Raw genomic sequence first — 26,206 nt, forward strand, 5'->3', positions numbered from 1 at the left:
CAGCGTGGAGCGCAACCTTAACTTTGTGATTCGCTCGATCAGGGCGAATAAGCGCCCCGTGGCTCGAGAAGCGTTGGAGCTTGGATTACAGCTTGCGGGGCTTGAAAGCCTGCGGGATCAGGATGCGGTAACCTTGTCAGGTGGTGAGCGGCAACGGTTGGCCCTTTTAAGAGCATGGTTATTAGAGCCGGGTCTGCTGCTGCTGGATGAACCCGCAGCAAATCTGGATGATGATTCAATTGAGCTAATGCATCGCTTAGTGACTGATTTAATTGATAAAGGAACGGTGATTATGGTGAGTTCTCACCAGAAAAATCTGCTCACGGATCTGTGTAATACCCGATGGAATATCCAGTCTGGCACGTTAGCTGCTTCCCGTATTGAGACTTAAACGGATGCGTTTGGATTCTGGCGGCAAAATAAGCCGGCCAGGTAAAAATAATCCACGGGTATTCCCTAGGCCGCATACAATAGATGTAATACCGATCTTTTTTGATAAGCGCAGGATTCGCTGTCTCAGACCTTAATAGGGATTTAATCCGGAGAGCCTCAAGCCATGAACAGTCAAGCAGTCCTACCTGATACCCGCGAGATTACCGCAGTTGTTCTGGCCGGGGGGCAGGGACAGAGGATGGGGGGCATGGATAAGGGATGGGTGCCTTTTAAAGGGCGGCCCATGATTCATCATGTTCTGGAACATATTGGTCCTCAGGTTCAGTCCGTGCTGATCAATGCCAATCGCAGTCTGGAAGAGTATCTGGCGCTGGGTTATGACGTCGTTGAAGATATTGAACAGGGTTTTCATGGTCCGCTTATGGGGATGCTGACTGGCCTGACTCATGCCAAAACTGACTGGGTGTTGTTTGTCCCCTGTGATATTCCTTTGTTACCGAACAATGTCGTTGAGAAGCTTTATCAGGCCATTGCCAAAAATGATGTGGATGTTGCCGTTGTTCATGATGGTGAGCGTCTGCAGCCAGTGATCTCTCTGGTGCGCCGAAGTCTGTTGCCAAGTCTTGAAAGTTGGCTGGCTGAGGGGAAACGCAAGATCGATCGCTGGTACATGCAGCATCGTATGGTTGTTGTGCCTTTTGACAGTCCGGAGGAAGATTTTATGAACCTGAACACTCAGCAGGAGGTTCAGGATCTGGAACGGCGACTCTGACATCATCTGTTCTATCCGGAAAAAGCAGCGCTAAGTCGCTGCTTTTTTTATGGTTTTTCTCACAGTGTGAGGCATCTGGACTTTATTGGTTCTTTTTTGACCTGTTTCAGAGCTGTCGTGGAATATTCCTTGCTCAAATAGACCCATACAACACGAAAAGGGCTCTGTTGCAGGGTCCTTGTGCGTCGCGAGATCGCTTGGCGCTAAACCAAATAGGATGGGTTATGTTGAATTATCCCCTGCCGGTGCTGGGTTTTTCGGCCTTTAGTGGCTCCGGTAAAACAACGTTGCTGAAAAAAGCGCTGCCAATTCTGGTCCGGAAAGGTATCCGTTGTGCTGTCGTAAAACATGCCCATCACGCTTTTGAAGTGGATCAGCCCGGTAAAGATAGTTTCGAGCTGCGCAAGGCGGGAGCAGCCCCCATGCTGGTGGCCTCATCTCAACGTATGGCGATGATGCTGGATTTCCCTGTGAGTGATGAATCACCGGTAAAAGATCCTGACTTGCAGGAGATGATCGATTTTTTACCCCTGCACCGTCTGGATTGTGTTCTTGTGGAGGGCTTCAAAGCGATTCCTTTCCCCAAAATTGAGATACATCGTCCGGAAACCGGTAAACCGGTTATCGCGTTGAATGACGCCAACATTATCGCCATCGCTACGAATGATGCCGCTAAGCTGAAAGAGAACCTGGTGGATTCTGGCGACGCGGTTAATGCTCTGCCTCTGTTAGACCTGAATGATCCTGAGGCGATCGCTGACTTTGTGATTGAGCAGGTGAAGCAGCAACATCAGGTGCTGGATGCTGAAAACGTCATCGAAAGCGGCACTAAACGTGTATAGGGAGCCTTGTCATGACATCAGAAAAGAATACGCCTCAGGCAGTGGTCAGTTGCTTTGATCAACCCGGTCAGTTGAGTGTTCAGCAGGGGCGTCAGGCGCTGCTGGATGCGGTGCAATCGGCGTCTCAGCCGCAGGTTATCCGGCAACCGATCGCAGAGCTTGCGGGCTGTGTACTGGCACAAAATGTGATCTCGCCGATCAATGTTCCTGCGCAGACTAATGCCGCGATGGATGGTTTTGCACTGGCGCTGCCGGAAGATGGCCGTGAGGTTTTTGAGCCTGAATATGAACTGATCGGCAAGGCATTAGCGGGTCACGGTTTTGATGGTGAACTGAAAACCGGTCAGGCGGTGACCATCACCACCGGGGCACCGGTTCCGGCTGGAGCTAACACTGTTGTCATGCGTGAGATCTGTCAGGCAGGTGACAACAGGATGGTGATCGACAAGCCGGAATCCCTGCGTCTGAACGACAATATTCGTCAGGCCGGTGAAGATCTGGCAACCGGTCAGATTGCCGTCAAGGCAGGTACCCGTCTGACGCCGGCCCATCAGGGCTTGATCGCCTCTCTGGGGCTGACAGAGGTTGCGGTATTTAAGCCTCTTATCGTTGCGGTGTTCTCCACCGGTGATGAGGTGGTAGCGCAGGGGCAGCCGTTACCGGCGCACAGTATTTACGATACCAACCGTTATTCTCTGATCGCTCTGTTGAAAAAGCTGCATTGCGAAGTGATCGATCTGGGCATTCTGCCGGATCAGGAAGCGGTGCTGGCGAAAACGCTGGCGGATGCAGCGGTTAACGCTGATGTGGTGATCTCCTCTGGTGGTGTTTCTGTCGGTGTGGCGGATTACATCAAAACGGCTTTGGCGCAGGTGGGTGAGGTCGGTTTCTGGCGCATGAATATCCGTCCCGGTCGTCCTTTTGCCTTTGGCCGTATCGGTGCGGATTTGTCCGATGAAGGCTCAGATTCAGCCTGGTTCTTTGGTCTGCCGGGTAATCCGGTGGCGGTGATGGTGACCTTTATGCAGCTGGCGCAACCGGCGTTACGCAAGCTGCAGGGTGAAAGCGGATGGCAACTGCAGGGCATTCCTGCGGTTGCAGAGGAAAAGATGCGCAGTCGCGAAGGCCGTACCGATTTTCATCGCGGTATTTTTAGCCTGACGGCCGAAGGGCAACTACAGGTACGCACCACAGGGACTCAGGGTTCCGGCATTCTGCGTTCCATGACCGAAGCCAACTGCCTGATTGAAATTGGCGATGAGTATGCGGCCATCGCGCCGGGGGATTCCGTGATGATTTATCCCTTTGCTGACCTGCTTTAAAAGCGGACAGTCGTTAATTGAAGCAAGTACTTCGTAAAACGTTAAAGAATAAAAACGATCACCGCCTCATGCCGGCTTTGCGGAACCGGGGCCTAAGGCGGGAAGTAGAGAGAACACTATGACTCAGCAAGCTAACAATCTGACCTCCGATACGGATCTGCATCCGGAAGGTTTTACCCATATTGATGCTAAGGGTGAGGCCAGTATGGTGGATGTGACCGAAAAAGCGGTCACCGCCCGAGAAGCTGTGGCAGAAGCGTATGTCGAGATGCAGCCGGAAACCCTGCGGATGATCGTATCCGGCGAGCACAAAAAAGGTGATGTGCTGGCGGTAGCCCGTATTGCCGGTATTCAGGCCGCCAAGAAAACCTCAGATCTGATCCCGCTGTGTCATCCTCTGATGCTGACCAAGGTTAAGGTCGAGCTGATTCCGGAACCGGAGAAAAACCGAATTCGCGTTGAAACCCTGTGCAAACTGGCAGGGCAGACCGGTGTTGAAATGGAGGCGCTGACAGCAGCCTCTGTGGCAGCGCTGACACTTTACGATATGTGCAAGGCCGTGGACAAAACTATGGTTATCTCGGGCACGAAAGTGCTGGAGAAAAAGGGTGGTAAATCCGGTCATTGGCAGATGACCAGCGATTCGACTGATCTTGCGCCGCAGGCAGGCTCTGCTTCTGCTCATTCCGGTACGGAATCTGCGGGTTATGCAGCAACTGACACGGCGACCGAAGGTTCTGTGGGCGTGCCCTGTGTCGATGTGCGTTTTTTCGCTGGTTTGCGTGAAGCCTTGGGCTGTGAGCAGATCAGCGTGGTACTGGATGACGCAGCGGTGACCTTGGCTGAGCTTAAAGAGCAGCTGATTATCTCCCATCCGGAATGGGTGAATGAACTGTCGGCCAAGAACCTTCTGATGTCGGTGAATCAGCAGATGGCTAAAGCATCGGCAACGGTTGAGGCCGGTGATGAAGTGGCTTTCTTCCCGCCGGTTACGGGAGGCTAATATGAGCTGTCAGATTGAGATTAAAGTTCAGGAGGCGGAGTTCTGCCTGGCTGAGGTTAACCGGTCGATCACGGAAAATCGCACCGATATCGGTGCGGTAGTGACCTTTTCAGGTCTGGTTCGGGATTTTAATGAGCAACCCGATGTACTGGCTTTGACCCTTGAGCATTATCCGGGTATGACCGAGCAGGCGCTGGAACAGATTGCTGCTGAAGCAGCGGAACGCTGGCCTTTGCAGGCGGTACATGTGATTCACCGTGTCGGCCGCTTAACACCCGGAGATCCTATTGTGCTGGTGGCCGTGGCTTCTGCTCATCGTCAGGCGGCCTTTGATGGTTGCAGCTTTGTTATGGATTTTCTGAAAACCCGGGCACCCTTCTGGAAAAAAGAGAATACCCGTCATGGGGATTATTGGGTGTCTGCCAGACGTTCAGATGATGCCGCCGCCCGGCGATGGAAGGAGGGGGAGGTATGACCGCTTCGATTCAGTCTGAACAGGAAAAACTGGTGGATGGCTTTGGTCGTCAGGTGACCTATGTCCGAATGTCAGTGACGGATCGTTGTGACTTTCGTTGTGTATATTGCATGAGCGAAGATATGACTTTCCTGCCCCGTGAGAAGGTGCTGACACTGGAAGAGATGTCTCTTGTGGCAGAAGCTTTTGCCGAACTCGGGGTGAACAAAATCCGCCTGACTGGCGGTGAACCTCTGGTACGCCGTAATGTGATGGAGCTGATTGAGCATATTGGTGATCTGCCGCAGATTACCGACTTTGCCATGACCTCCAACGGTTCTCAGCTGGGGCGCATGGCGGATGATCTGAAAGCCGCCGGTCTTAAACGGCTGAATATCTCTCTGGATTCCCTCGACACAGACCTTTTCCGTCAGCTGACCCGCAAGGGCGACCTGAATCAAGTGGTTGAGGGGGTTGATGCCGCTGTGGCAGCGGGTTTTAAGGGTATTAAACTGAATGCTGTGATTCTTAAGGGCCGCAATGACCATGAGATTTTGGATCTGCTGGAGTTTGCGATAGCACGTGGAATTGATATCAGCTATATCGAAGAGATGCCGTTAGGTGAGATCTCTGAACATCAGCGGGAAGAGACCTACTGCTCCAGTGATGAAGTTCGCGAGGTGATTCGTCAGCGCTATGAGCTGATGCCTACGACAGAAAAGACCGATGGACCGTCCCGCTATTTTCGTATCCCCGGCCTGAAAACCAAAGTCGGTTTTATCTCTCCCCACAGCCATAACTTCTGCAGTAGCTGTAATCGGGTTCGGGTAACCGCTGAGGGGCGTTTGTTGCTCTGCCTGGGTAATGAGCATTCCGTGGATCTGAGAGCGATTATACGGGCCAATCCGGGGGATATTGAGCCTCTGAAACAAGCGATTCGGGAGAGTATGGCCATTAAGCCGGAGCGGCATCACTTTACGACGGATGGTGATGTGCAGGTGGTGCGCTTTATGAATATGACCGGAGGCTGAGCTTGAGTCTCTGGCTTTATTCCGCCAGTCTTCTGGCTGCGATCAGAGCTTTATACCAATCACGTTTTGGCGCGGCTACCACAGGGGGACGCAGGTTCAGGTAGCTGACTTTGCGTTCTCTGGGTTTGGCAAACTGGTTCAGTACGTTCAGGCGGCTTTCTCTGGCGTGATAGTTGTCACGGAGGAAGGCGATGGCATCCTCACCCAGTTCAACCCGGTAGTGTTTTACCAGCGCCAGGGCCAGACGCTCAGCGGCTACTGAGAGATCATGCCGCTTCTCATTCGCCATCGCGGTACCCATGGCAGCTTTTGTCGCTGCGCTCATGCCCGGTTCAATGTCGTTCATGTAGATGGCGTTGGTGCTGTATATGGCGCGCTGGATTTCGGGGCGGCTCAGATGAATGTGGGGTTCCAGTGCTAATGCGATCTCAATAGCCAGCTGTTTCGCAATCTCCGGTGTGATGTGGTCTTCCGGAAGTTGTGCGCGCTCAACCCTGCCCCGAAGGGCTTTGTTACGTGCCTGATTAAGATCCTCAGGGGTCAGCTTATATTTGACCAGAAAGTCGTGCAGTTTCAGGCAGACGTCACTGATCGCCTCTTCATCCAGATAAATGGATTTTTCCGTTACCCTGAGACCCCGATGACCACTGCCGATCTGCAGTTTGGTATCACTAACGGAAAAAGTATCAACCGATCTTTCCCAGCGGTCCGACGCCTTGAGAAGCTGAACATGAATGCGGCCAATGCGCTCGTAGGCCCGTCGAATCTCTTTCCAGAGGTTCAGCGCCTCACCCAGTTGTCGGGATTGCTCTCTGATCCAGTCTTTATCAACTTTGGCTCTTTTTCGGCGGGCTTTACGGCAATATTCTGATAGGCGTTCGGCTGATTCATCCATGTAGTGCTCGGCACTTTCCACAAGAATGTCGGCGGACTGATTGATCTGCAGCTGCTCAACCTCTTCATCATCACTGGTACGTTGCAGAAGATACTGTTGATTAATAAAACTGGCCAAAGCGCGGATACGACTGAGCCCGGTAGCCTGCGCAATACGGTATTCGCTGCGGTTGCGTTCCATTCTGTCCAGTGCGTCTGCCAGCTCCCAACGGCCACGATAGGCGAAGGTAAGCATTGATATACGACGGCCACAGAGTAATTCGAAGGCTAGGACGATCATCTCTTCAACGTCCTCGTCGGACATCAGCAGATCATTTTCTTCTTCGATAGCGGCAAAAATACGTTCAATAAAGTTTTCCTGGCGGGGCATGCCCAATTTCTGGTCGGGACTGTCCCCCTGTAATCGGGTTCGGATATAGGGAATAGCATCCGGTTCGATGGATTCAAGCTGGACCAGAACGTGGCGAATGAGGAAACGCTGACTTTCTACCAGATCATCAATACGACGATCCATACCAACCTGACGATAGATCTCAATCTGGCTGATCAGGCGGGCAAAGGTTTTATTCAGGGTAAGGTCGTAGACTGCCTGCTTCAGGGATTCAGGGTCTAGGTCTGCCTTTTGCAATAGCAGCTTGGCGACATAACGCTGGCGCTGCTCCGGGTCATGCTGATGGGTGTGCAGATCCAGTACCTGCCAGCGAAGCTCCGGTAGTTGTTCCAGAACGAGAGACACACGACGCTTTTCTTCTTCAATTTTGGGTACCCGAGTCAGGCGATACACAATTTGCGCGACAATACCAGCCACACCGGTAATCACGGTGTAGATAATAAAGAAGATCAGGTTTTCCTGGGTGGGGGCCTTGTTATAACCCAGTACGTAGCTCAGCTGTGCTGCGATCAGGGTTACCGGACCTGCAGTCCAGGCCAGAGAGAGCAGCGAAATGCCCCAGGGCATCGTTGTAACCGCCTCGCTGATCTGGCGTATATGGGCAAAGCCTTCACGCTGGATAGAGACTTTTGTCGTTGAGCTGTCAGATTTTTTCCGACCAAAGAGGCCCATAGCTGGAATTCCATTTTTACCGCAAAAACAACAGTCTAAGGCTGGGTTTGGCGAAAGGCAAACCTAAGGATTGCTCTTTTTGGGTTAGGGATTGCTATTGGCTTCAAAAAGGTACTTTGGTGAGCCGTTCGTGCCTTTTGGGTTGCTGAGGAGGTGGCTGAAAAGGGTGAAATCAACGTCATAAAAATCCCTGTCGGTTTCGATGTGGTTCTCACCCTTATCGTGGAGGAATTGAGCGCTGAATGGGGCTTTTCCGGAATGGAGGGGAATGTTCAGGTGACGATAATGGGGCGTGGGTGCCCTGAGTTGGTCATAGATATAGACCAGCCCCCAGGCCGCTGACATGTAGTGTTCACCATAGCTGTTGAAGAGTTCTTTCTGTTGTATTTTCTGTCGGGCTTCCGGGATGAGATCAAAGCCGGTTACCAAAATATCCTGGCCGGGTATGCTGTCGCTTTCTTTCAGGGCCTCAATTGCTCTGAGAGCCATGGCATCATTGGCGGCCCAGATGATACGGATCTCCGGATAGCGCTGTTTTGCTGAAAGGGTTGCGTTATAAGCATGATCAGGGTCGTATCGGGTGTGAAAAATCTGCCTGATATCGACCTGATCTTTGTAGCTTACCAGCGCATCAAACATACCCAAAAGCCGTTGCGCGGCAGATCGTGACGACGAGCTGCCATCCAGAACTACCATCGGCAATGGACGTTGATCAGGGAAGCGTTGAAGGGCTTCTTCGACCAGTTCCTGGGTTAGTTTACGGCTGGCGTTGTAGTTGTCGATTTCAATATTGCCCAGCCAGTAGCGGTAATATTGCCCCGGTTTACCCATATTGTCTTTTGGGGAGAAGCCATTGTCGTACAGAACACCGTAGATCTGGTTTTTCTCCAGCAGTTCGAGAATCGCCTTGCCGGTGTTCTTTATATTGGGGAAAAGTACGGCATCCGGTTTATGGCTTGAGTTTACCAAAGAGGAAAGTACACGAATTGGCCGCAGTGGGTTGTTATTGATATCAACAACCTGAAGCCTTATGCCTAGGTCAGAAGCGGCTTTTGTTGCGGCCTGCTCAACCTGACGCCAAAAGGGGTTTTGCGTATTCTTGACCATGAGCACCACCTGCAAGGGAGGTGCTGACGGGTTGTCTTCGCTGATTGCCGGCGCAGTTGGGTGCAGGGGCTCAGTCGCAATGGCAGGCCGGTGGATGAGTAGCAAGAGGCTCATCAGTATTAAGAGGCGAATAAGAATTGCACTCAAAACTTGCGGTTTGCCTGGCTGAGGCAGCGTCTTTGAGGTATGAAGCATTGATGAGCCTGTTGCTGGTACTGTATTAATGTGATTTTTAGTGTTGTTGGTAAGTCAGGTGCAGTCTGACTAATTCCGGCAGAGAATTAGCTCCTGTTTTACGCATGATATTGCTGCGATGGTACTCGACGGTTTTAACCGTGATATTCAGCTCTCTGGCGACTTCTTTGTTGGCGTAACCTTTTACCAGCAGTTCGAGGATCTGATACTCTCGTTTGGTCAGAGATCCCAGCGCTTTGTGGCTTTCCTGCTCAATCTGGAGGGCGTTTTTGGTTTCGCGGAATTTTTTAAGTGCCGCTTCCACCTTAAATACCAGCTGGCTGTGATCAATAGGTTTCTCAAGAAAGTCAAAGGCTCCCAGCTGGATCGCCCTGACAGCCATTGGCACTGTCGCATGTCCGGTGATGAAGATAACCGGAGCGATAATATCGAGTGACTCCAGTTGCTGAAATAGCTCAATGCCACTCATGCCCTGCATACGAACATCCAGTAGAATACAGCTGGGTTCCGATGTTTTTTGTTGCATCTCGGTAAGAAATTCTTCGCCGGAAGCGTGAGTAACCGCGTCATAACCGTAGGATTCCAGCAGCATCTTCAGCGATGCGGATACGGATTCCGTGTCGTCAATAATATGGATTTTCTGAGGTACTGTTTGCAAGTGTGTATCCTCCTGAAGCCAACTGCGCAGTTATCGATGCTGCAGATGGCTTTCAGTTTTCTCCGGATTGTTTGTCTCCGGTGTTGTTATTTGTGCGGGTAACCGCAGGATGAATTCTGCCCCGCCCCGTTCCGGATTGCGGGCTGTAATGGAGCCATGGTGCATTTCTGCGATGCTCCTGCAGATTGCCAGCCCCATACCTAAGCCTTTTTCTTTTGTGCTGTAGTGAGTGGTGAACACTCTTTCTATGCTGTCGATACCGGGGCCATTGTCACTGACCCTGATCATGTAGTTGTTCTCTTCTTTGCTCAGGTTGATGCTGACTTTGCCATTTTTGTCGGCCTGATCTGCAAGCACTTCAATCGCATTGGAGAGCATATTGATCATGAGTTGCTTTATCTGAACGTCATTGGCTATTGCAGGGGCTTCAGCCATTTCGGTGTTCAAAAGGAGGGTGACCTGATGTTTATCTGCTCTCAGTCGGCAGAGGTCAAGACTTTCCCGAAGGGTTTTGACCAGATCCAACTGCTGTTGCGGATAGTCATTCCGGCCCAGATGACTACGGGCCTGTTGGACAATCTGGGAGGCGATATCAGCTTGCTGAATCAGGTGCTCCAGGCTCTGATGGAGTTTTTTACTGTTGATCTGTTCTTTTTGACTGAAGTTGATCGCTGACAGAGCATAGTTTTGTATGGCTGCCAGTGGTTGATTGATTTCATGGGCAATAGTGGTCGCCATCTCTGCAATAGCCATCTGATTCTGTCGGAAATTCATCAGCTCGTCGGCTTCTTTTTCGAGCTTTTCTGCACGAATTTTATCGCTGACATCTCTTAACGTGACATAGTAAAGCGCCTGTTTGTCATACATGACCATGTTGAAGTGAAGCTCAATCTGCAAACCCGCTTTTTGCAAGGGGGAGGGCAGTGAGCTTTCGTCCAGTCGGTAACAGCCATGTTCCAGAGGCTGAGAGCCAAACATCACTTCAAAATCCTGCTTGATCAGTTGCTCAAGTGGCTGATCGAGCACCTTCATCGCGGCCTGATTGGCATCAATGATGCGATAGCGTTCTTCATCTTCCAGCCTGAAGCTTTCTACAATCAGAAGAGCGTCCACATTGCGGTGAAACAACGCCCGGTAGCGCTTCTGGCTGTTCTGAAGCATGTTGGTCAGCAGCCGGGCTGATTCCCGCCCCTCTGCAACCTCATTGGTTCGCTCAATCAGTTTGGCATGAGCTTCCTGCTGACGGTTGTGATAGCGAAAATTATTTTCCTGCAGCTGATTGTAGGCGTTGATTAGCTCCTGTATCTCTTTGGGATCACTGGCTTTTTGCGTAATCTGGCCCAGCTGGTCAGGTCGAGCTCCTGAGATCTCATTGATCAGAGCATCCAGACGCTTCTGAAGCTTACGCTGAAGAAAGAAAAGCAGGGCGAATAACGGCAGCATAAGCTTAAGAACACCCAATGCCACAATTGAGAGGCTGGATGCAGCCTGTCCCTTCAACATAATTTGCGGATTATAGTGAATATTAAGATTACCCAGCAGCAGGCGTTGTCCCTGATTATTGGTGTAACTGAGGGGCTTACTGATCACGATGGAGGGGATAGTTGTATCCTGATTGCCAGCATTTCGGCTGCGCATGTAGATCCGTGAAAACTGATCGGAGATCATCAGGTAATCGACAAAGGACTCCTTAAAAAGGCTGTCGCCTATCAGGTTAATGGTTTCTGCATCGGCATCGTAGAGTGCTTTTGAAAGCATTGGCAGTATCAGAGCGATACGTTTTTCTACATGAGCCTCTGTATTGTCAATATTGGCTTCATAGTAGAGATACACCTGTAGCGCAGAGAGTAACAAAACCGTTAATAGCAAAGGCAACACAACCAAGCGAACTAACTGATTTATAAGTGTTATTTTTTTGCTTTCTTCCATTGCTCTGTCCAGTTTGCTATATGCTCCAAGTATACCTTTGACAGTAGGATAATGCCCTAGGGAAAACCCTGAACGAAAACGGTATTGAACCGAGTGGCTGTCTTACAGGCTTTAACGCAAAATTACTCTTAATTTACGGTTATTCGGGGCAGGGTCAGATTAGGCGCTTGTCTGATCAATTCTTTCCTGAACATAGCAAAATCGTATTGTGTAAGGGATCTCATTATGACCGTTGAACAACTTTCTCCCATCTTCGTTGCTAATGAGCAACATGTCGGAGGCCCTATGAGTAAATTGGGAAACTATGATTCTCTGACGGGGTTGTTGTGTCGGTCCGCCTTTGAAGTGGATAAAGCGTCCCCTGAATTCGCCGGACGTATTTCAGCTGTTTTCATGATCAATTTTGATCAGTTTTCTAAGGTTAACAGAGAGCATGGTCGTTCCGTAGGTGACTTTTTGCTTGCCATGTCGGCAGATCGGTTATCCAACTTGGATCACAGTTTCCCTAAGATCAGTTATCGCTATGAGGGGGACCGTTTTGTACAGCTGGTACTGTCTGACTCCCCCCTCAATAAAGAGCAGTTAGAAGGTATCGCGAAAGATATTCAGTGTCAGTTACAGAGGCAGATCCGTCTTTCAGATCGCTCAGTTGAACTGAGTTGTACTGTTACTGCAGCGACAATAAGCGAAGATTTACCGCTTAACCGAATTGTGTCCGAGGCTCTTTTGTTCAGCGCAGAACTTAAATATAAGGGGCCAGGTCAACTTCATATTCTCTGTTCCGATGATGGCGCAGAGTCCAGGGTCTCTTAGCGTTTGGGTAACTCAATCGTTAAGTGAACATCGGCCTATCAGGCTGTTGCTCTTTGGGGACATGGGATGTCCCCATTTTTTTCATCCGATTTTTCTGTCTTAAAACCTTTGCTGTACTCTGTTATTTAAACCATTCCGGCTTATCGTAACCTTGTGTTGACGCCCCCTCTTTTTGATCTGCATCCTATCTGAGTGTTCTTTTTACCGCTTTTCATTTTCCTGTCATTTCGCAGTTGCAGCATGATTCTGTACATGAAACTGCGGGCTAATAGGATTTTGAGGATACGGCTATGATCACTAAGCAATGGGACGCTGATGAAGATAAACGCATCAGTCCGGTTAAACATCCGGATATCAATCAGTTGCTGGAGCTAACTCAGAAAGAGGCTGAAAGCATCCAGACAGAGCTTTATCAAGCGAAAAAGCGGTCACAATCAGAGGTGAATGCCGGAGAGGATTTTTCTTTTTCCGGGCTGCCCTATGGTGTTGATAGTACGCATCACGTTGCGGAAGGTTATCGTGCAGATATTCTGATTCGTTGGGGGGATCCGGTTACCGATGATGCTCCTGAATTTAATCCGCTGAAGCAAACGCCCTATGCTCAGGCTCGTCAGTTTGGTTATAACAATGACTACGTGGGGTTCTTTCCTTTGCCCAGAGGGTCTCATAATCCGGACCGGGGGCTTCTGGCGATCAATCATGAATACACGACCCGTAAGCTGATGTTCCCCAGGTATGAAAAGGGGAATGAGCATCTGGGGAAGAAAAGTGATTATGAGCGTAATCTTTGCGAAATTGAGATGGCTGCTCATGGCCTGAGTGTTATCGAGATTGAGAAAGACCGAAAAGGACGTTGGCAACGCGTACGATTCAGTCCCTATAACCGACGTATCTCACCGTTAAAAAGTGTTTTGGATATCGCAGGCCCGGCAGCCGGTCATGAGCGGATGAAAACCACTTATGATCCCAAGGGAAGGCATGTCATCGGTACCGTGAATAACTGTGCCGGTGGTATCACACCCTGGGGGACCCTGTTAACGGCAGAAGAAAACTTTAACGGTTATTTCTGTGGTAAAAGAAAACACCATCTGGAAAAAGAGAAGTTGAAACGCTACGGTATACCCGGCAAGTGGTTTGATTGGGGTAAGCATCATGAACGCTTTGATATTGAGCAGGAACCCAATGAAGTGAATCGCTTTGGTTGGATTGTCGAACTTGATCCCTATGATCCCCATGCCCGACCTGTGAAGCGAACCGCCTTAGGACGCTTTAAGCATGAAGGTGCAGCGGTAACGGTTAATGAAGATGGCCGGGTTGTTGTGTACTCCGCTGATGACCAGAACGGTGAGTACCTGTACAAGTTTGTCAGCCATGGGCGATACGATCCCCATAGCCGACGGGCAAATTTTGGGTTGCTGGATGAAGGTTGCCTTTATGTTGCCCGCTTTGAAGAAGAAGGCGCACTAAATTGGTTACCACTACGCCATGGTTATGGTCCTTTAACGGCTCAGAATGGTTTTGATAGTCAGGCCGATGTGTTGATTGATGCCCGCCTTGGAGCTGATCTTCTCGGTGCAACTCCGCTGAACCGGCCAGAAGACGTAACGATCAACCCCAAAGACCAGAGTGTTTATCTGATGCTGTTGGAGGGAGACGAAAAACAAGGGGGGCTGGCTGGACAGATTCTTCAGTTATCGCCACCGGAAGGGGATCATGCCGGAGAACACTACAGCTGGCGGGTAATGTTGAAAACTGACAACGAGGATGCTGTTGAGGTTCATTCGGGTATTTCTGAGGGTACCCGGACTGATACTAAAGATGGTCACCCTAATCAACCGGAGAGTAATTGGTTTATCGCACCGGATAACTTTGCCGTTGATGGCCGTGGGCGGTTATGGGTAACCACAGATCAGGGTGAAAACTGGGGTAAAACCGGTTCAACGGATGGTATATGGGCTGTAGAGACACAGGGGAAAAAACGCGGGGGAGCCCGAATGTTCTTTCGTGTTCCGGTAGGGGCGGAGATGGCAAGTCCGGCTTTTACACCGGATGATAAAACGCTCTTTGTTTCGGTTCAGCATCCGGGGAGTGATGGTGCGAAGGATTATCCTCCCTTTGCCAGGGAATCCACCTTTGCTGATCCGGTAACCCGGTGGCCCGATTTTGAACCTAAAATGCCACCGCGCCCTTCGCTGGTGGTGATCACTAAGAAAGATGGTGGTTTAGTCGGCAGTTAAGACGGGCTAATATTAACAGATCTTTTTGTGATCGGTTTTGCCAAATCAAAGCCTGATGGGGCAGTGAGCACCATCAGGCTTTTTTGTGGTGTGATTGGCGGTATCAGCGCTTTAAGGCCGCTTCCAGAGGTTCAAGAAAGAGCAGAAAATCTTCCTCAATAAAGTTCATACTGTCACCCAGGCGGTGATCATCAGCTACCAGATGGATTTTACAATCGAGCTTCTGACTTAAATCGTTGGAGTTAACCCAAGGGATAACCCGATCAAAAAGACCGTGCACCAGATAAACCGAATCCGCTCTAATCTCAGGCCACTGAACGGGATAGTTCTCCAGCCCTAAAGCGGGTGCCATCAGAAACATGCCGGCGGCTTTGTAGGTCTGACTGGTACGTGCGGCGACATACCCCCCCATGCTGGAGCCCACTAACACCAGTTGATTGGTCGGTATTTTGGTTTCAGCCAGATAGCTTTTCAGCATTTTTACCCGGCTTTCCGGGTCATCGGGATCGTCTGCGCTCAGGTAATTCAGAGCGCTGAATTCGTGGCCTCTCTCATTGGCTATACGAGAGAAAAGCTGGCCTTTGTTGCCCCAGGGGCCGCTTTCCTTTCCGTGAATAAAGCAGATATGTAACGGCATAGTGGCTCCTGATCAGAATATACGGTTGAGTTGGTTTTCAAAGTGGTTTATCTATGGCTTTTGGGGCAATCAGTCAACGATACCTGTCGTCTTTTCCCGATAGCCGATGGGCTTGTCTCTGCGGTCTCCGATCACCTTGGCCGGATTGCCGGCAACAATGGCATAGTCAGGCACATCCCGGGTCACCATGGCGTTCATAGCAATAACGGCATGATCACCAATGGCAACACCATCGCGAACGCCAGCTCCGGCCCCGATCCAGACGTCTTTGCCAATGGCGATACCTTTTGAACGATTGCTCTGCTGATAGATCGGCATATCCGGTGCCATACCATGATCAAAGGCGTAAAGCTTGACCTGATTGGCAATGCGGGTCTGATCGCCAATGGTAATACCCGCCTTGCCGCCATCAAGGGAACAGCCGTGATTGATCGCCACTTCGCGGCCAATCGTCAGCGGGCCATGCAGAAAACAGTTGGCTGCAACAAAGCTTTCCTCGCCAAGTGTGATGGCACGACCGGGTTCGGCAAACAAGGCGGCATCCGGTGATATAAATACTGAGTCCGCAAGCTCGAGTGTTTCAAGTTTCTTTAAGGCTTGCTGTAGTTCATCCTGCCAGGGTTTTGCCCACTGCAGGTGTTTCGCTTTCAGACGAAAATAGAGCCAGGGCATCCAGCTCAGCCGTTTCTTGTGTTGTTGACGGTAAAATTCCAGCGTTTCTGGTTCGGGCATGATGGTGTTTTCTTTGCAGGCTGATAGCTAAACACCTATTTTGCCAGATCGTTACCTTTCATCAAACCGTTGCTCTTTCAGGGCAGGGGGATTAAGTTGTCAGGCTTTTAACGTCTGATAAATCAAGATGATGAGCCGAAAACAACTCGTATCCGCAGTGGAACTCTTTGACTCTAACGCTGGGGAGCATACAACTGTAGATTTAACTTCTGTTAAGTTTGTAGAAACCCCAGACCCTCTGCGTTGCCCTTTGTGTGGGGAAGCTAATTCCTGCTTGAATCAGGGGGCTGCTGATGTGGCGCGTAGCTGCTGGTGCAATGATCCTGCTATTCACTTTCCGGAATCTCTGTTGTCTCAGATCCCGCAGGAAAAACGCCGCAAGGCTTGTGTTTGTCGTCGTTGCGCTGAAAAGTATCAGCAGGCAAGCCAAGGGAGCTTCTGATGTATATCGGAGAAGTGGCTAAACAAACCGGGTTGTCGGTAAAGGCGATCCGGCTTTACGAAGAGATGGGGCTTATTGATTCACCGCCTCGGCAGGGACGTTATCGGGTCTACCGCCCAAGTGATCTTGAGCTGCTGAAACTGATCGTCGAGGCGAAAAAGCTGGGTGTTAAGCTCAATGAGCTGAAAAGCGTTATTTTATTCCGTGATGGTGAGCCGGACTGGCAGAAGATCGGTGAGTTTCTGCTTCAGGTGAAAGCGCGTCTGCTGCAGGAGCAGGAAGCGTTGAATCAAAAGCTGGCGAGCGTGGATCTCTGTCTTGGTTCTCTTAATCAATGTCCTCAACGTTCTGACAATGACTCCTAGTCAATTGCCGGATTTTCCAGTCTGTACTTCCCTTTTTGTTTTCTGCTGTTGACTCTGCCCCTAAGGGCAGAGCTTAGACTCCTGGTATTCAAAATATGCAATGGAGTACTGAACATGAGTCGCCTTTTAATTCTGAACGCAAACCCAAAGCAGGAAAGCCTGAATCATCAACTGGCTGACGCTTATGAAGCCGGTGTCCGCTTGGGTAGCCACTCAACAGAGCCTGAGATCCGGCGTTTTAATCTGAGTGACATGAATTTCGATCCCAGCCTCAATGAGGGTTATGACCAAAAACAAGAGCTGGAGAGTGATCTGAATGACTTTCTGACGGCTTTGCAATGGTCGGATCAAATTCTGATCGTATCGCCGATCTGGTGGGGTGGTTTACCGGCTAAGTTCAAGGGCCTGATCGACCGGGTTTTTCTGCCGGGACAGACCTTTAAATATGAAGCAGACAACCCACTGCCAACGCCGCTACTGACAGGGAAAGCCGCCCGGTTGGTTCTGACCATGGATGCCCCGGAAGAGTATGCCCAGATTCAGGCGGCTCCTGTGCTTGAGCAGCTGAATCGCTTTACTCTGGAGTTTTGTGGCATAGAGAACGAGCAGCCTTTGCTGATTCACAGCGCGAGTTTCTCTGATGAGCAGCAGATTGCTCTTTGGCTTCAAACGGCAAATGAGTTGGGGCAGGCTAAGACGAATTAAGTGGGAGCCCAGCCGGTGGGGCCGGCTGGGATGACTGGCATAGAAAATTAGATATTAGTTTTCAGGCTCTGTTAGCTATAGCCCCCAATTCCTGAAGGTTTGTATCGTCCAAGGTTCGCTTGATACTAATTTGAGCATTTTGTGGGCGCATTAGATCAATTTCGGCCTGAACGTCTTCTGAGCCTTGTAGGTTGCTGTTCAGAGCTCTTACGACTGGCCGAGTCCTGTTTTCCGGGTTGATCATGGTTACGATGGCAATCTGACCATCCATAAGTTCGACCATGCAGCCTGGCGGGTAGACTCCCAGAGCTTTGATAAAACGGTTTACAAGACTGGCATCAAACAATTTAGCACGCCAACTATAGATACGTGATAACGCCTGAGTCGGGTTAGAAGCATCGCTGTAGAAGCGCTCTCTCGTCATGGCCTCGTAAGTGCTAGTGATGCCGAGAATCTGGGCTAGATAGGGGATCTTATCCCCCTTGAGCCCTCTTGGATAGCCTGAACCATCATAGCGTTCGTGGTGATTGCCAATAATCTCTTTCAATTCGGGCAGGGTAGATAGCTCATTGTGTAGACCAACAAAGCTCATACCTTCAATCACATGATATTCTATAGCTTGGCGCTGTGCTTTATTCAGCTTGCCTTCATAACTAAGCAGATAGTTAGGTACTTTTAGCATACCAATATCATGAAGCAGGGCCGCCATACCCAAAAGATAAATGGTATGACTGTCGAGCTCTAGATATTGAGCGAAAGCAATAGTCAGAATGCAAACATTGACGGATTTCTCTGCCAAAGATTGCTCTTTCTCTTTAAGCCTGGATAACAGCAATAGCGATGCCGCATCGTTCAGTGCGTCATCCATCAGTTTATGTACGGCTTCGGTCAGCTTTTTGAAGGAGACACGATTACTGTCATTAACACGTGTGAAGAGATCTTTTACTTCGCCCACGCAAACAGCAATATTGCCTTCAATAATCTGGAGTTCTTTCCGGTTCAGCAGTTCCGGAGCAGCGATTAGTCCCTTTCGATTTTCGAGTGCATTATTTTCAGCATCTTTTGTTTTTGTTTCAGGCTCGGCCAGCTTACGGGCTTTGGCAGGTTCGACCGGCTTCTGGCGAAAGTGAGACAGAGAGTGGCGGGTCGAAGCTTCAATATCAATTACAACCTGCTTACAGGCTCGTTTGAGTTTAATCAGTTCCTCTTCTGACTTCACGGTAAACCCGCGACGCCAGAAAGGGGATTCAAGCCAGTTAATGTCTAGCTCAACAACACGCATGCCAATACGGACATGTTCTGCAGCAATGGTTTTTTTTGTCATGGAGAAAGCTCAACAATCCCTATACTTTGTCAGGTTAGCAATGATTTTTGATTTTGATTTTCACATTGATCTGTGACAAAAAATTTATTCCTGTTTGAAATTTACACGAATAAGAATGACGTAGCAAATCTACTCTTTTACGTGAAATGTCTCTGATGTCTGATTTTGCAACTATCCTGCTTTTCAACAAAACTTAGTTAAGAAAAAATATTGAAAGCAATCCAGTATTTGGAAGGAGGGAACTTAAAAGTCAGTGGGCAGATGCTGCTTTGTGGCGCAGATTTACCCGACAATTTTAAGAACACTTTCTGTCTACTCAAAACAAAAAACGAAGACTCTGGACTAAAAAAATGGATAATGGCGACAACCTGCACTGCTGCGTGCTATCGCTTTTTTTGAGTAGTTCTTTCCATGCAAATTAATGTCAATTTCCTCGACAATCTCCGCTTAGAAGCCAAATTCGATGACTTTACTGTTATCGCTGATCAGCCGATCCGCTACAAAGGTGACGGTTCGGCACCGGGGCCGTTCGATTATTTTCTCGCTTCTTCTGCTATGTGTGCGGCTTATTTCGTTAAGGTGTACTGCAACGCGCGTGATATTCCGACCCACAATATCCGCCTGTCCCAGAACAACATCGTTGACCCCAATGACCGCTACAACCAGATCTTTAAGATTCAGGTAGAGCTGCCGGACGATATCTCTGAAAAAGACCGTCAGGGCATTATCCGCTCCATCGACCGCTGCACGGTTAAGAAGGTTGTGCAGACCGGCCCTGAGTTTGTCATTGAGGTGGTGGAGAATCTGGACGAGGATGCTCAGGCACTTTTGATGGCGGATCTGGATGAAAATGCCTGTACTGAGATTCCGGGTAAAGATCTGCCGCTGGAAAAAACCATCGCCACCATGACCCAGCTGCTGGCGGATATGGGCATGAAGATCGAGATCACCTCATGGCGCAATATTGTGCCTAACGCCTGGTCGCTGAATATTCGTGATGCGGCCTCTCAGATGTGTTTCACCAACGGCAAGGGGGCCACCAAAGAAGCTGCACTGGCCTCCGCGCTGGGTGAGTTTCTGGAGCGTCTGAACTTTAACTTCTTCTACAACGATCAGTATTTTGGTGAAGCGATCGCCAACAGCGAGTTTGTGCACTATCCGGATGAGCAGTGGTTCCAGCCCGGCGAAGGCGACAGCCTGCCGGACGCGATTCTGGATGAGTACACCCGCGATATTTATGACCCGGAAGGCGAACTGCGCGGTTCTCACCTGTTTGATACCAACTCCGGCCGCACCGATCGCGGTATCTGCTCGCTGCCGTTTGAACGGGTATCTGATGGTGAAACCGTTTATTTCCCGTCCAACCTGATCGAAAATCTCTACCTGAGTAACGGTATGAGTGCCGGTAATACTCTGGAAGAGGCGCAGGTGCAGTGCCTGTCGGAAATTTTTGAACGGGCGGTGAAGCGTCAGATTCTGGAGCAGGAGCTGGCGTTGCCGGATGTGCCGGAGGCCGTGCTGGCGAAATACCCGCAGATCGCAGAAGGCGTCAAAGGGCTGGAAGAGCAGGGGTATCCTATTCTGGTGAAAGATGCCTCCTTGGGCGGTCAGTTCCCGGTGGCCTGTATCACCCTGATGAACCCGCGTACCGGCGGCGTGCTGACCTCTTTTGGTGGTCACCCGAACTTTGAAGTCGCTTTTGAACGCTGCCTGACCGAGCTGATGCAGGGGCGCAGTTTTGAAAGTCTGAACGATGTGCCTAAGCCGACCTTTGAAAGCCATGCGGTCAGCGAGCCGAATAACTTTGTTGAGCACTTTATTGATTCGACCGGTGTGGTGTCCTGGCGTTTTTTCAGCGACAAAGCGGACTACGAATTCTGTGAGTGGGACTTTTCACATGATGGTGAGGACTCTAACAAAGAGGAAGCCCAAACCCTGTTCGCCATTCTCGAACAGATGGGCAAAGAGGTGTATCAGTCGGTGCGTACCGAGCTGGGCGTGCCTACCTGCCGCATTCTGGTGCCGGACTACTCCGAGATCTATCCGGTGGAAGATCTGATCTGGGACAATACCAACAAGGCGCTGAAATTCCGTGAGGATATCCTCAACCTGCACCGTCTGGACGATGAGCAGCTGGAAGCCCTGTTCGAGCGTCTGGAAGAGAGTGAAGAAGATGATTACACCGATATCATCACCTTTATCGGCATCGAGTTTGATGAAAACACCGTTTGGGGTCAGCTGACCATTCTGGAACTCAAACTCATGATCTGTCTGGCCCTCGGTGCACTGGAAGATGCCAAAGAGCTGGTGGAGATGTTCCTGCAGTACAACGACAATACCCTGGATCGCTCTTTGTACTATCAGGGGATGAATGCCGCACTGGAAGTGGTATTGGATGACGAGCTGGACTACGAAGACTTCCGGAACAGCTTCCGCCGTATGTTCGGTGCCGAGCGTATGGATGCCGTGGAAGGCTCCATCGAAGGCACCGTACGTTTCTACGGCCTGACCGAAACCAGTATGCAGCTGGAAGGGCTGGAGAAACATCAGCGTCTGATCGAAAGCTACCAGAAACTGCATGCAGCGCGGGCTAAAACGGAAAGGTTTAAACTATCAAATGAAGCATGATTCGGCTTTTATAAAACGAACCGTGCTTCCTTTATGCTTCGTACTTTCCGGCAATTGCGATAAATTAAACCAAAATTGAATTAGAGGTGGTGTGCTTTCTCAACCCAGAGTACACCCACTTCCATTTTGGTGATGCGTACATGAGTACCTTTTTCTATAGGTTGAAGGCTCTTCAGTTTCCAGCTAATCCCTGAGTACTGATAAAGACTTTCACCTTTGCTGTCCACATTGGCATCCAGTACAAAGCTATGGTCGGCAAAGTCACTTTTGACCTGCTTGTCATCCGTTTTGGATTGGGCTGACTTAAGAGGCTTCCATAACCCTATAGTCAGCAGAGCTGTCAGTACGGCATTAGACCAGAACGCGGTGCTTGCATCCGGCGTTAGGATGCCGAATGTCATTAAAGCACCGGTAACCAGCAGGGAAAGGCCAAAGAAAAAAAGTACAAAGGTTGAAAAGCCCAGCACTGCAATCTCAATGATCAGAGCGAGAACACCCAAAACCATCAGGGATTCGGCAAGGTTCTGCAGCAGAAAACCCATATCTTAAGCCTTCTGTTTGCTGTTCAGAGAGTTAATGATGGACATTGATGAGGCAACCAGAGAGCTGGCATCGGTCCCGCTTTCAGGAAGAAGTACCACAGAGCTTTCACGGGCGATTGCCTGTTTCGCTTCGATAGCCTTGGTTGCCAGATCCAACTGAATCGCTTTCTGACCCTGTTCTGTATCTGCAGCTTCACCAACTTTGCGCAGAGCTTCAGCCTGGGCTTCTGCAACAGCCATAATGGCCTTCGCCTCACCTTCCGCTTTCAGGATCTGTTCTGCCTTTTCTGCTTCGGCGGCCAGTACCTGAGCCTGTTTTTTACCCTCTGCGACGTTAATGGCCGCCTGGCGGTCACCTTCGGATTCCAGAATCTGGGCTCGTTTCACACGCTCGGCCTTCATCTGAGCTTCCATTGCTTCCATTACAGAGTTTGGCGGAACGATATCTTTAATCTCATAACGTAGGACCTGAATACCCCAGGGCTCTGCGGCCTGATTGATCGAGGATACAATGTTCGCATTCAAGAGATCGCGTTCTTCGAAGGTTTTATCCAGCTCCATTTTACCCAGTTCGGAACGCATAGTGGTTTGTGCCAACTGAGTGACCGCAAATACATAGTCATCAACGCCGTATGTTGCCTTGTAAGGGTCCAGTACGCGGAAATAGAGTACGCCATCAACCACCAAAGAGATGTTGTCTTTGGTAATTGCACTTTGTGACGGAACATCAACAGCTTGCTCTTTCAGGCTTCGCTCAGCTGCAATGCGGTCAATAAAGGGGATAATAAAATTCAGACCGGCTTCTTTGGTTGACTGATATTTACCAAAACGTTCAATCAGCCAGGCCTGATTCTGAGGGACAAACTTGATGGTGCTTTTAATAAAAAAGAGCACCAGGATTAGTAAAATCACTTCGAAAGAGAGAAGCGTTTCAATAAAAAATTCCATTTGGCGGATAACTCCTGTGGTCAAGTAAGAAAAGCCAACTGACGATATATCATTGGCAACGGCAGGATTCTAACATCAGATAAAAACCGGTTTCGTGACTTAATTAATCCTTTAAAAAAGCAGTTATCTTGTATCTTTTGTTGCGGGCATAAAAAAACCCCGGCAAAGCCGGGGTTTTCTGGTTCAGTATGCTTTCTGATCTGTCAGAATTAAGCTTCCTGAGCCAGTGGGATGAACTTAGATGCAGCCGCCTGATAAGACGCGATCTGGTCGAAGTTCAGGTAGCGGTACACGTCGTCAGCCATGGTATCCAGCTTCGCAGTGTACTGCATGTACTCTTCTACAGTAGGCAGTTTACCGGTCAGAGCGGCAACAGCAGCCAGCTCAGCAGAAGACAGGTAAACGTTAGCACCAGTACCCAGACGGTTAGGAAAGTTACGTGTAGAGGTCGATACCACAGTGGTGTTGTCGCCAACACGCGCCTGGTTACCCATACACAGAGAACAACCCGGCATCTCCATACGTGCACCCGCTTTACCAAAGATGTTGTAGTAACCTTCTTCAGTCAGCTGAGCCTGATCCATCTTGGTTGGAGGCGCGATCCACATGCGGGTAGGCAGCTGTTGGCCAGCAGCATCCAGCAGTTTACCGGCGGCACGGAAGTGACCGATGTTGGTCATGCAAGAACCGATGAATACTTCGTCGATTTTCTCACCAGCCAGCTCAGATAGCAGTTTCACGTCATCCGGATCGTTAGGGCAAGCCAGGATAGGCTCTTTAACTTCGTTCAGATCGATTTCGATTACGGCGGCGTATTCTGCGTCTGCATCGCCTTCCATCAGCTGAGGGTTAGCCAGCCAGTCTTCCATACCCTTGATACGACGCTCAATGGTACGTACATCGCCGTAGCCTTCTGCAATCATCCACTTCAGCATGGTGATGTTAGAACGCAGGTATTCAGCGATCGGCTCTTCGTTCAGCTTGATAGAACAAGCCGCTGCAGAGCGCTCTGCTGCAGAGTCAGACAGTTCAAACGCCTGCTCAACTTTCAGGTTAGGCAGACCTTCAATTTCCAGAATACGGCCAGAGAAGATGTTCTTCTTACCCGCTTTAGCAACAGTCAGCAGACCCTGCTTGATCGCGAAGTAAGGAATCGCGTTAACCAGGTCACGCAGAGTGACGCCAGGCTGCATTTTTTCGCCTTTGAAGCGAACCAGAACAGACTCCGGCATATCCAGTGGCATAACACCAGTCGCTGCAGCGAACGCAACCAGACCGGAACCCGCTGGGAAAGAGATACCGATTGGGAAACGGGTGTGAGAGTCACCACCAGTACCTACAGTATCAGGCAGCAGCATACGGTTCAGCCAAGAGTGGATTACACCGTCACCAGGACGCAGAGATACACCACCACGGTTCATGATGAAGTCTGGCAGAGTGTGGTGGGTGTTCACATCAACTGGTTTAGGATAAGCAGCTGTGTGACAGAAAGACTGCATGGTCAGATCTGCAGAGAAGCCCAGACATGCCAGATCTTTCAGTTCATCACGGGTCATAGGACCAGTGGTGTCCTGAGAGCCTACAGTGGTCATCTTAGGCTCTACATAAGTGCCCGGGCGTACGCCTTCAACACCACACGCTTTACCAACCATTTTCTGAGCCAGAGAGTAACCTTTACCGGTATCTTTTGGCTGCTCAGGGCGTTTGAACAGATCAGTTGGACCTTTCGCCAGGAACTCACGAGCTTTCTCAGTCAGGCCACGACCAATGATCAGTGGGATACGACCGCCGGCACGAACTTCGTCCAGCAGAACCTGAGTTTTCAGTTTGAAAGTAGAAACAACTTCGTCAGTGCCGTGCTTGCACACTTTACCTTCGTATGGGTAAACGTCGATGACATCGCCCATGTTCAGGTTTTCTACGTCCATTTCGATCGGCAGTGCGCCTGCATCTTCCATCGTGTTATAGAAGATAGGAGCGATCTTGCCACCGAAGCAGAAACCGCCAGCGCGCTTGTTAGGAACATTCGGGATTTCGTCACCGAAGAACCACAGAACCGAGTTAGTCGCGGACTTACGGGAAGAACCGGTACCCACAACGTCACCAACGTAAGCAACAGGATGGCCAGCAGACAGCAGTTCGCGGATCTGCTTGATTGGACCCTGAACGCCTGGCTCATCAGGAGTGATACCTTCGCGTTCCATTTTCAGCATCGCCATCGCGTGCTTAGGAATGTCAGGACGGGTGAACGCATCAGGAGCCGGAGACAGATCGTCAGTGTTGGTCTCGCCGGTTACTTTAAATACGCTCAGAGTGATTTTTTCAGCCAGCTGAGGCTTGGAAGTGAACCATTCACCCTCAGCCCAGGATTCGATAACGCCCTTCGCGTTTTCGTTGCCTTCTTTTGCTTTGTCGGCTACGTCGTGGAATGCATCAAACATCAGCAATGTGTGCTTCAGTTCAGTCGCTGCAGCTTCGCCGAGTTCTGAGTCATCCAGCAGATTAACCAGAGTTTCGATATTGTAGCCGCCCTGCATAGTGCCAAGCAGCTTAACCGCATGTTTCTTGTCGATCAGAGGGGAGGATGCCTCACCTTTAGCGATTGCAGACAGGAAGCCAGCTTTAACGTATGCAGCTTCATCTACACCCGGCGGTACACGATTGGTGATCAGATCAAGGATGAATTCTTCTTCACCTGCTGGTGGAGTTTTCAGCAGTTCAATCAGTTCCGCAGTTTGTTCAGCGTTTAGCGGCTTAGGTACAACACCTTCAGCGGCACGCTCTTCTACGTGTTTGCGATATGCTTCAAGCACGGTAAGACCCTCATCAGTTCATGCCCTGACCCAGCGTAAAAAAGACAGTTTTTTACGTGAAATCAAAGCGTTCGATGTATTCATCGACCTTCTTATTCGGTGGCACGATTCTAAAGTAAAATGTCGACAATGTTAAGTTGGGGATGCTAGGTACAGGGTTCAACTTTGGTCGTTGATCTCGGTCAGTTTACGCGAAATTCAAGCAACATACGTGAACTGGCGTAATTTGGGTGTTTCATGATTCTCAATTTGGGCGTACCAAATCTCATGATCCCAGTCGCTGAGTGTCAGGCGCTTGTAACCCGTTCCCCGGACATCTCTGATTCCCGGTTTGTGGGTGTGGCCGTGGATCAGGAG

23 protein-coding genes are annotated in these 26,206 nt (G+C 50.0%); 13 read left to right on the forward strand and 10 right to left on the reverse strand.

Going from position 1 to position 26,206, the window contains the following annotated elements; translation table 11 throughout:
* The 7 genes from AC4GL5_RS12235 to moaA form a co-directional block, all read left to right on the forward strand.
* A partial coding sequence (locus tag AC4GL5_RS12235) for an ATP-binding cassette domain-containing protein (RefSeq protein ID WP_490383071.1) occupies positions 1-391 on the forward strand: 391 nt, incomplete at its 5' end.
* Between the two features lie 165 nt (positions 392-556).
* Entirely contained in the window at positions 557-1,165 is a 609-nt protein-coding gene (gene mobA / locus AC4GL5_RS12240; protein ID WP_490383072.1) for a molybdenum cofactor guanylyltransferase MobA, read from the forward strand.
* 224 nt (positions 1,166-1,389) lie between these two features.
* Entirely contained in the window at positions 1,390-2,007 is a 618-nt protein-coding gene (gene mobB / locus AC4GL5_RS12245; protein ID WP_490383073.1) for a molybdopterin-guanine dinucleotide biosynthesis protein B, read from the forward strand.
* Positions 2,008-2,018: 11 nt separating this feature from the next.
* Positions 2,019-3,329: a bifunctional molybdopterin-guanine dinucleotide biosynthesis adaptor protein MobB/molybdopterin molybdotransferase MoeA gene (locus AC4GL5_RS12250; protein ID WP_490383074.1), complete on the forward strand. Its 1,311-nt coding sequence runs from the start codon at positions 2,019-2,021 to the stop codon at positions 3,327-3,329.
* Between the two features lie 118 nt (positions 3,330-3,447).
* A complete protein-coding gene (gene moaC / locus AC4GL5_RS12255; protein ID WP_490383075.1) occupies positions 3,448-4,332 on the forward strand; it encodes a cyclic pyranopterin monophosphate synthase MoaC in 885 nt (294 codons plus the stop codon).
* A gap of 1 nt (position 4,333) precedes the next feature.
* Positions 4,334-4,807, forward strand: coding sequence for a molybdopterin synthase catalytic subunit MoaE (gene moaE, locus AC4GL5_RS12260; protein WP_490383076.1), 474 nt, complete (start codon positions 4,334-4,336; stop codon positions 4,805-4,807).
* On the forward strand, positions 4,804-5,817 hold the full coding sequence (moaA, locus tag AC4GL5_RS12265) for a GTP 3',8-cyclase MoaA (protein ID WP_490383077.1): 1,014 nt from the start codon (positions 4,804-4,806) through the stop codon (positions 5,815-5,817). Before moaE ends, moaA begins: the two co-directional genes overlap by 4 nt.
* 16 nt (positions 5,818-5,833) lie before the next feature.
* Here the strand turns inward: moaA and AC4GL5_RS12270 are convergent, their stop codons facing one another.
* From AC4GL5_RS12270 to AC4GL5_RS12285, 4 genes are all read right to left on the reverse strand, one after another.
* Entirely contained in the window at positions 5,834-7,774 is a 1,941-nt protein-coding gene (locus AC4GL5_RS12270; protein WP_490383078.1) for a hypothetical protein, read from the reverse strand.
* An 84-nt stretch (positions 7,775-7,858) separates the two neighbouring features.
* Positions 7,859-8,881: an ABC transporter substrate-binding protein gene (locus AC4GL5_RS12275; RefSeq protein ID WP_490383079.1), complete on the reverse strand. Its 1,023-nt coding sequence runs from the start codon at positions 8,879-8,881 to the stop codon at positions 7,859-7,861.
* Between the two features lie 232 nt (positions 8,882-9,113).
* Complete coding sequence (locus tag AC4GL5_RS12280; RefSeq protein ID WP_490383080.1) at positions 9,114-9,734, reverse strand: response regulator transcription factor; 621 nt, start codon at positions 9,732-9,734, stop codon at positions 9,114-9,116.
* 30 nt (positions 9,735-9,764) lie between these two features.
* A complete protein-coding gene (locus AC4GL5_RS12285; RefSeq protein ID WP_490383081.1) occupies positions 9,765-11,663 on the reverse strand; it encodes a sensor histidine kinase in 1,899 nt (632 codons plus the stop codon).
* A 225-nt stretch (positions 11,664-11,888) separates the two neighbouring features.
* Here AC4GL5_RS12285 and AC4GL5_RS12290 point away from each other — a divergent pair, with 225 nt between their 5' ends.
* Both AC4GL5_RS12290 and AC4GL5_RS12295 read left to right on the forward strand, forming a co-directional pair.
* Positions 11,889-12,476 (forward strand): diguanylate cyclase domain-containing protein, encoded by a 588-nt coding sequence (locus AC4GL5_RS12290; RefSeq protein ID WP_490383082.1) that lies wholly within the window; start codon positions 11,889-11,891, stop codon positions 12,474-12,476.
* A gap of 290 nt (positions 12,477-12,766) precedes the next feature.
* A complete protein-coding gene (locus tag AC4GL5_RS12295) occupies positions 12,767-14,713 on the forward strand; it encodes a PhoX family protein (RefSeq protein WP_490383083.1) in 1,947 nt (648 codons plus the stop codon).
* 103 nt (positions 14,714-14,816) lie between these two features.
* Here the strand turns inward: AC4GL5_RS12295 and AC4GL5_RS12300 are convergent, their stop codons facing one another.
* Both AC4GL5_RS12300 and AC4GL5_RS12305 read right to left on the reverse strand, forming a co-directional pair.
* The gene (locus AC4GL5_RS12300; protein WP_490383084.1) at positions 14,817-15,350 is read right to left on the reverse strand and encodes a YqiA/YcfP family alpha/beta fold hydrolase; all 534 of its coding nucleotides are present in this window, start codon (positions 15,348-15,350) and stop codon (positions 14,817-14,819) included.
* A 69-nt stretch (positions 15,351-15,419) separates the two neighbouring features.
* Complete coding sequence (locus AC4GL5_RS12305) at positions 15,420-16,082, reverse strand: acyltransferase (RefSeq protein WP_490383085.1); 663 nt, start codon at positions 16,080-16,082, stop codon at positions 15,420-15,422.
* Positions 16,083-16,212: 130 nt separating this feature from the next.
* On the opposite strand from AC4GL5_RS12305, the gene AC4GL5_RS12310 reads away from it, so the two are divergent.
* The 3 genes from AC4GL5_RS12310 (at position 16,213) to AC4GL5_RS12320 (ending at position 17,594) form a co-directional block, all read left to right on the forward strand.
* Entirely contained in the window at positions 16,213-16,524 is a 312-nt protein-coding gene (locus AC4GL5_RS12310; RefSeq protein ID WP_490383101.1) for a cysteine-rich CWC family protein, read from the forward strand.
* Complete coding sequence (locus tag AC4GL5_RS12315; protein ID WP_490383086.1) at positions 16,524-16,889, forward strand: MerR family transcriptional regulator; 366 nt, start codon at positions 16,524-16,526, stop codon at positions 16,887-16,889. Before AC4GL5_RS12310 ends, AC4GL5_RS12315 begins: the two co-directional genes overlap by 1 nt.
* 114 nt (positions 16,890-17,003) lie before the next feature.
* Complete coding sequence (locus tag AC4GL5_RS12320; protein WP_490383087.1) at positions 17,004-17,594, forward strand: NAD(P)H-dependent oxidoreductase; 591 nt, start codon at positions 17,004-17,006, stop codon at positions 17,592-17,594.
* A gap of 61 nt (positions 17,595-17,655) precedes the next feature.
* Here AC4GL5_RS12320 and AC4GL5_RS12325 read toward each other — a convergent pair whose 3' ends face one another.
* A complete protein-coding gene (locus AC4GL5_RS12325; RefSeq protein WP_490383088.1) occupies positions 17,656-18,918 on the reverse strand; it encodes a cyclic di-GMP phosphodiesterase in 1,263 nt (420 codons plus the stop codon).
* A gap of 411 nt (positions 18,919-19,329) precedes the next feature.
* Between AC4GL5_RS12325 and AC4GL5_RS12330 the strand changes: the two genes are divergently transcribed.
* The gene (locus AC4GL5_RS12330) at positions 19,330-21,546 is read left to right on the forward strand and encodes an OsmC domain/YcaO domain-containing protein (protein WP_490383089.1); all 2,217 of its coding nucleotides are present in this window, start codon (positions 19,330-19,332) and stop codon (positions 21,544-21,546) included.
* Between the two features lie 80 nt (positions 21,547-21,626).
* On the opposite strand, the gene AC4GL5_RS12335 is transcribed toward AC4GL5_RS12330, so the two are convergent.
* From AC4GL5_RS12335 to acnB, 3 genes are all read right to left on the reverse strand, one after another.
* A complete protein-coding gene (locus tag AC4GL5_RS12335) occupies positions 21,627-22,088 on the reverse strand; it encodes an NfeD family protein (RefSeq protein ID WP_490383090.1) in 462 nt (153 codons plus the stop codon).
* A 3-nt stretch (positions 22,089-22,091) separates the two neighbouring features.
* Complete coding sequence (locus tag AC4GL5_RS12340; RefSeq protein ID WP_490383091.1) at positions 22,092-23,036, reverse strand: SPFH domain-containing protein; 945 nt, start codon at positions 23,034-23,036, stop codon at positions 22,092-22,094.
* Between the two features lie 209 nt (positions 23,037-23,245).
* Entirely contained in the window at positions 23,246-25,849 is a 2,604-nt protein-coding gene (gene acnB / locus AC4GL5_RS12345) for a bifunctional aconitate hydratase 2/2-methylisocitrate dehydratase (protein WP_490383092.1), read from the reverse strand.
* Positions 25,850-26,206: the final 357 nt, after the last annotated feature.

This window comes from Oceanospirillum sp. (genome assembly GCF_982874595.1).

What these genes read in the sequence shown, in the direction of transcription:
- mobA (WP_490383072.1), top strand. Translation starts at nt 557, where the DNA reads ATGAACAGTCAAGCAGTCCTACCTGATACCCGCGAGATTACCGCAGTT.
- mobB (WP_490383073.1), top strand. Translation starts at nt 1,390, where the DNA reads ATGTTGAATTATCCCCTGCCGGTGCTGGGTTTTTCGGCCTTTAGTGGC.
- AC4GL5_RS12250 (WP_490383074.1), top strand. Translation starts at nt 2,019, where the DNA reads ATGACATCAGAAAAGAATACGCCTCAGGCAGTGGTCAGTTGCTTTGAT.
- moaC (WP_490383075.1), top strand. Translation starts at nt 3,448, where the DNA reads ATGACTCAGCAAGCTAACAATCTGACCTCCGATACGGATCTGCATCCG.
- moaE (WP_490383076.1), top strand. Translation starts at nt 4,334, where the DNA reads ATGAGCTGTCAGATTGAGATTAAAGTTCAGGAGGCGGAGTTCTGCCTG.
- moaA (WP_490383077.1), top strand. Translation starts at nt 4,804, where the DNA reads ATGACCGCTTCGATTCAGTCTGAACAGGAAAAACTGGTGGATGGCTTT.
- AC4GL5_RS12270 (WP_490383078.1), bottom strand. Translation starts at nt 7,774, where the DNA reads ATGGGCCTCTTTGGTCGGAAAAAATCTGACAGCTCAACGACAAAAGTC.
- AC4GL5_RS12275 (WP_490383079.1), bottom strand. Translation starts at nt 8,881, where the DNA reads ATGGTCAAGAATACGCAAAACCCCTTTTGGCGTCAGGTTGAGCAGGCC.
- AC4GL5_RS12285 (WP_490383081.1), bottom strand. Translation starts at nt 11,663, where the DNA reads ATGGAAGAAAGCAAAAAAATAACACTTATAAATCAGTTAGTTCGCTTG.
- AC4GL5_RS12290 (WP_490383082.1), top strand. Translation starts at nt 11,889, where the DNA reads ATGACCGTTGAACAACTTTCTCCCATCTTCGTTGCTAATGAGCAACAT.
- AC4GL5_RS12295 (WP_490383083.1), top strand. Translation starts at nt 12,767, where the DNA reads ATGATCACTAAGCAATGGGACGCTGATGAAGATAAACGCATCAGTCCG.
- AC4GL5_RS12300 (WP_490383084.1), bottom strand. Translation starts at nt 15,350, where the DNA reads ATGCCGTTACATATCTGCTTTATTCACGGAAAGGAAAGCGGCCCCTGG.
- AC4GL5_RS12305 (WP_490383085.1), bottom strand. Translation starts at nt 16,082, where the DNA reads ATGCCCGAACCAGAAACGCTGGAATTTTACCGTCAACAACACAAGAAA.
- AC4GL5_RS12310 (WP_490383101.1), top strand. Translation starts at nt 16,213, where the DNA reads ATGAGCCGAAAACAACTCGTATCCGCAGTGGAACTCTTTGACTCTAAC.
- AC4GL5_RS12315 (WP_490383086.1), top strand. Translation starts at nt 16,524, where the DNA reads ATGTATATCGGAGAAGTGGCTAAACAAACCGGGTTGTCGGTAAAGGCG.
- AC4GL5_RS12320 (WP_490383087.1), top strand. Translation starts at nt 17,004, where the DNA reads ATGAGTCGCCTTTTAATTCTGAACGCAAACCCAAAGCAGGAAAGCCTG.
- AC4GL5_RS12325 (WP_490383088.1), bottom strand. Translation starts at nt 18,918, where the DNA reads ATGACAAAAAAAACCATTGCTGCAGAACATGTCCGTATTGGCATGCGT.
- AC4GL5_RS12330 (WP_490383089.1), top strand. Translation starts at nt 19,330, where the DNA reads ATGCAAATTAATGTCAATTTCCTCGACAATCTCCGCTTAGAAGCCAAA.
- AC4GL5_RS12335 (WP_490383090.1), bottom strand. Translation starts at nt 22,088, where the DNA reads ATGGGTTTTCTGCTGCAGAACCTTGCCGAATCCCTGATGGTTTTGGGT.
- AC4GL5_RS12340 (WP_490383091.1), bottom strand. Translation starts at nt 23,036, where the DNA reads ATGGAATTTTTTATTGAAACGCTTCTCTCTTTCGAAGTGATTTTACTA.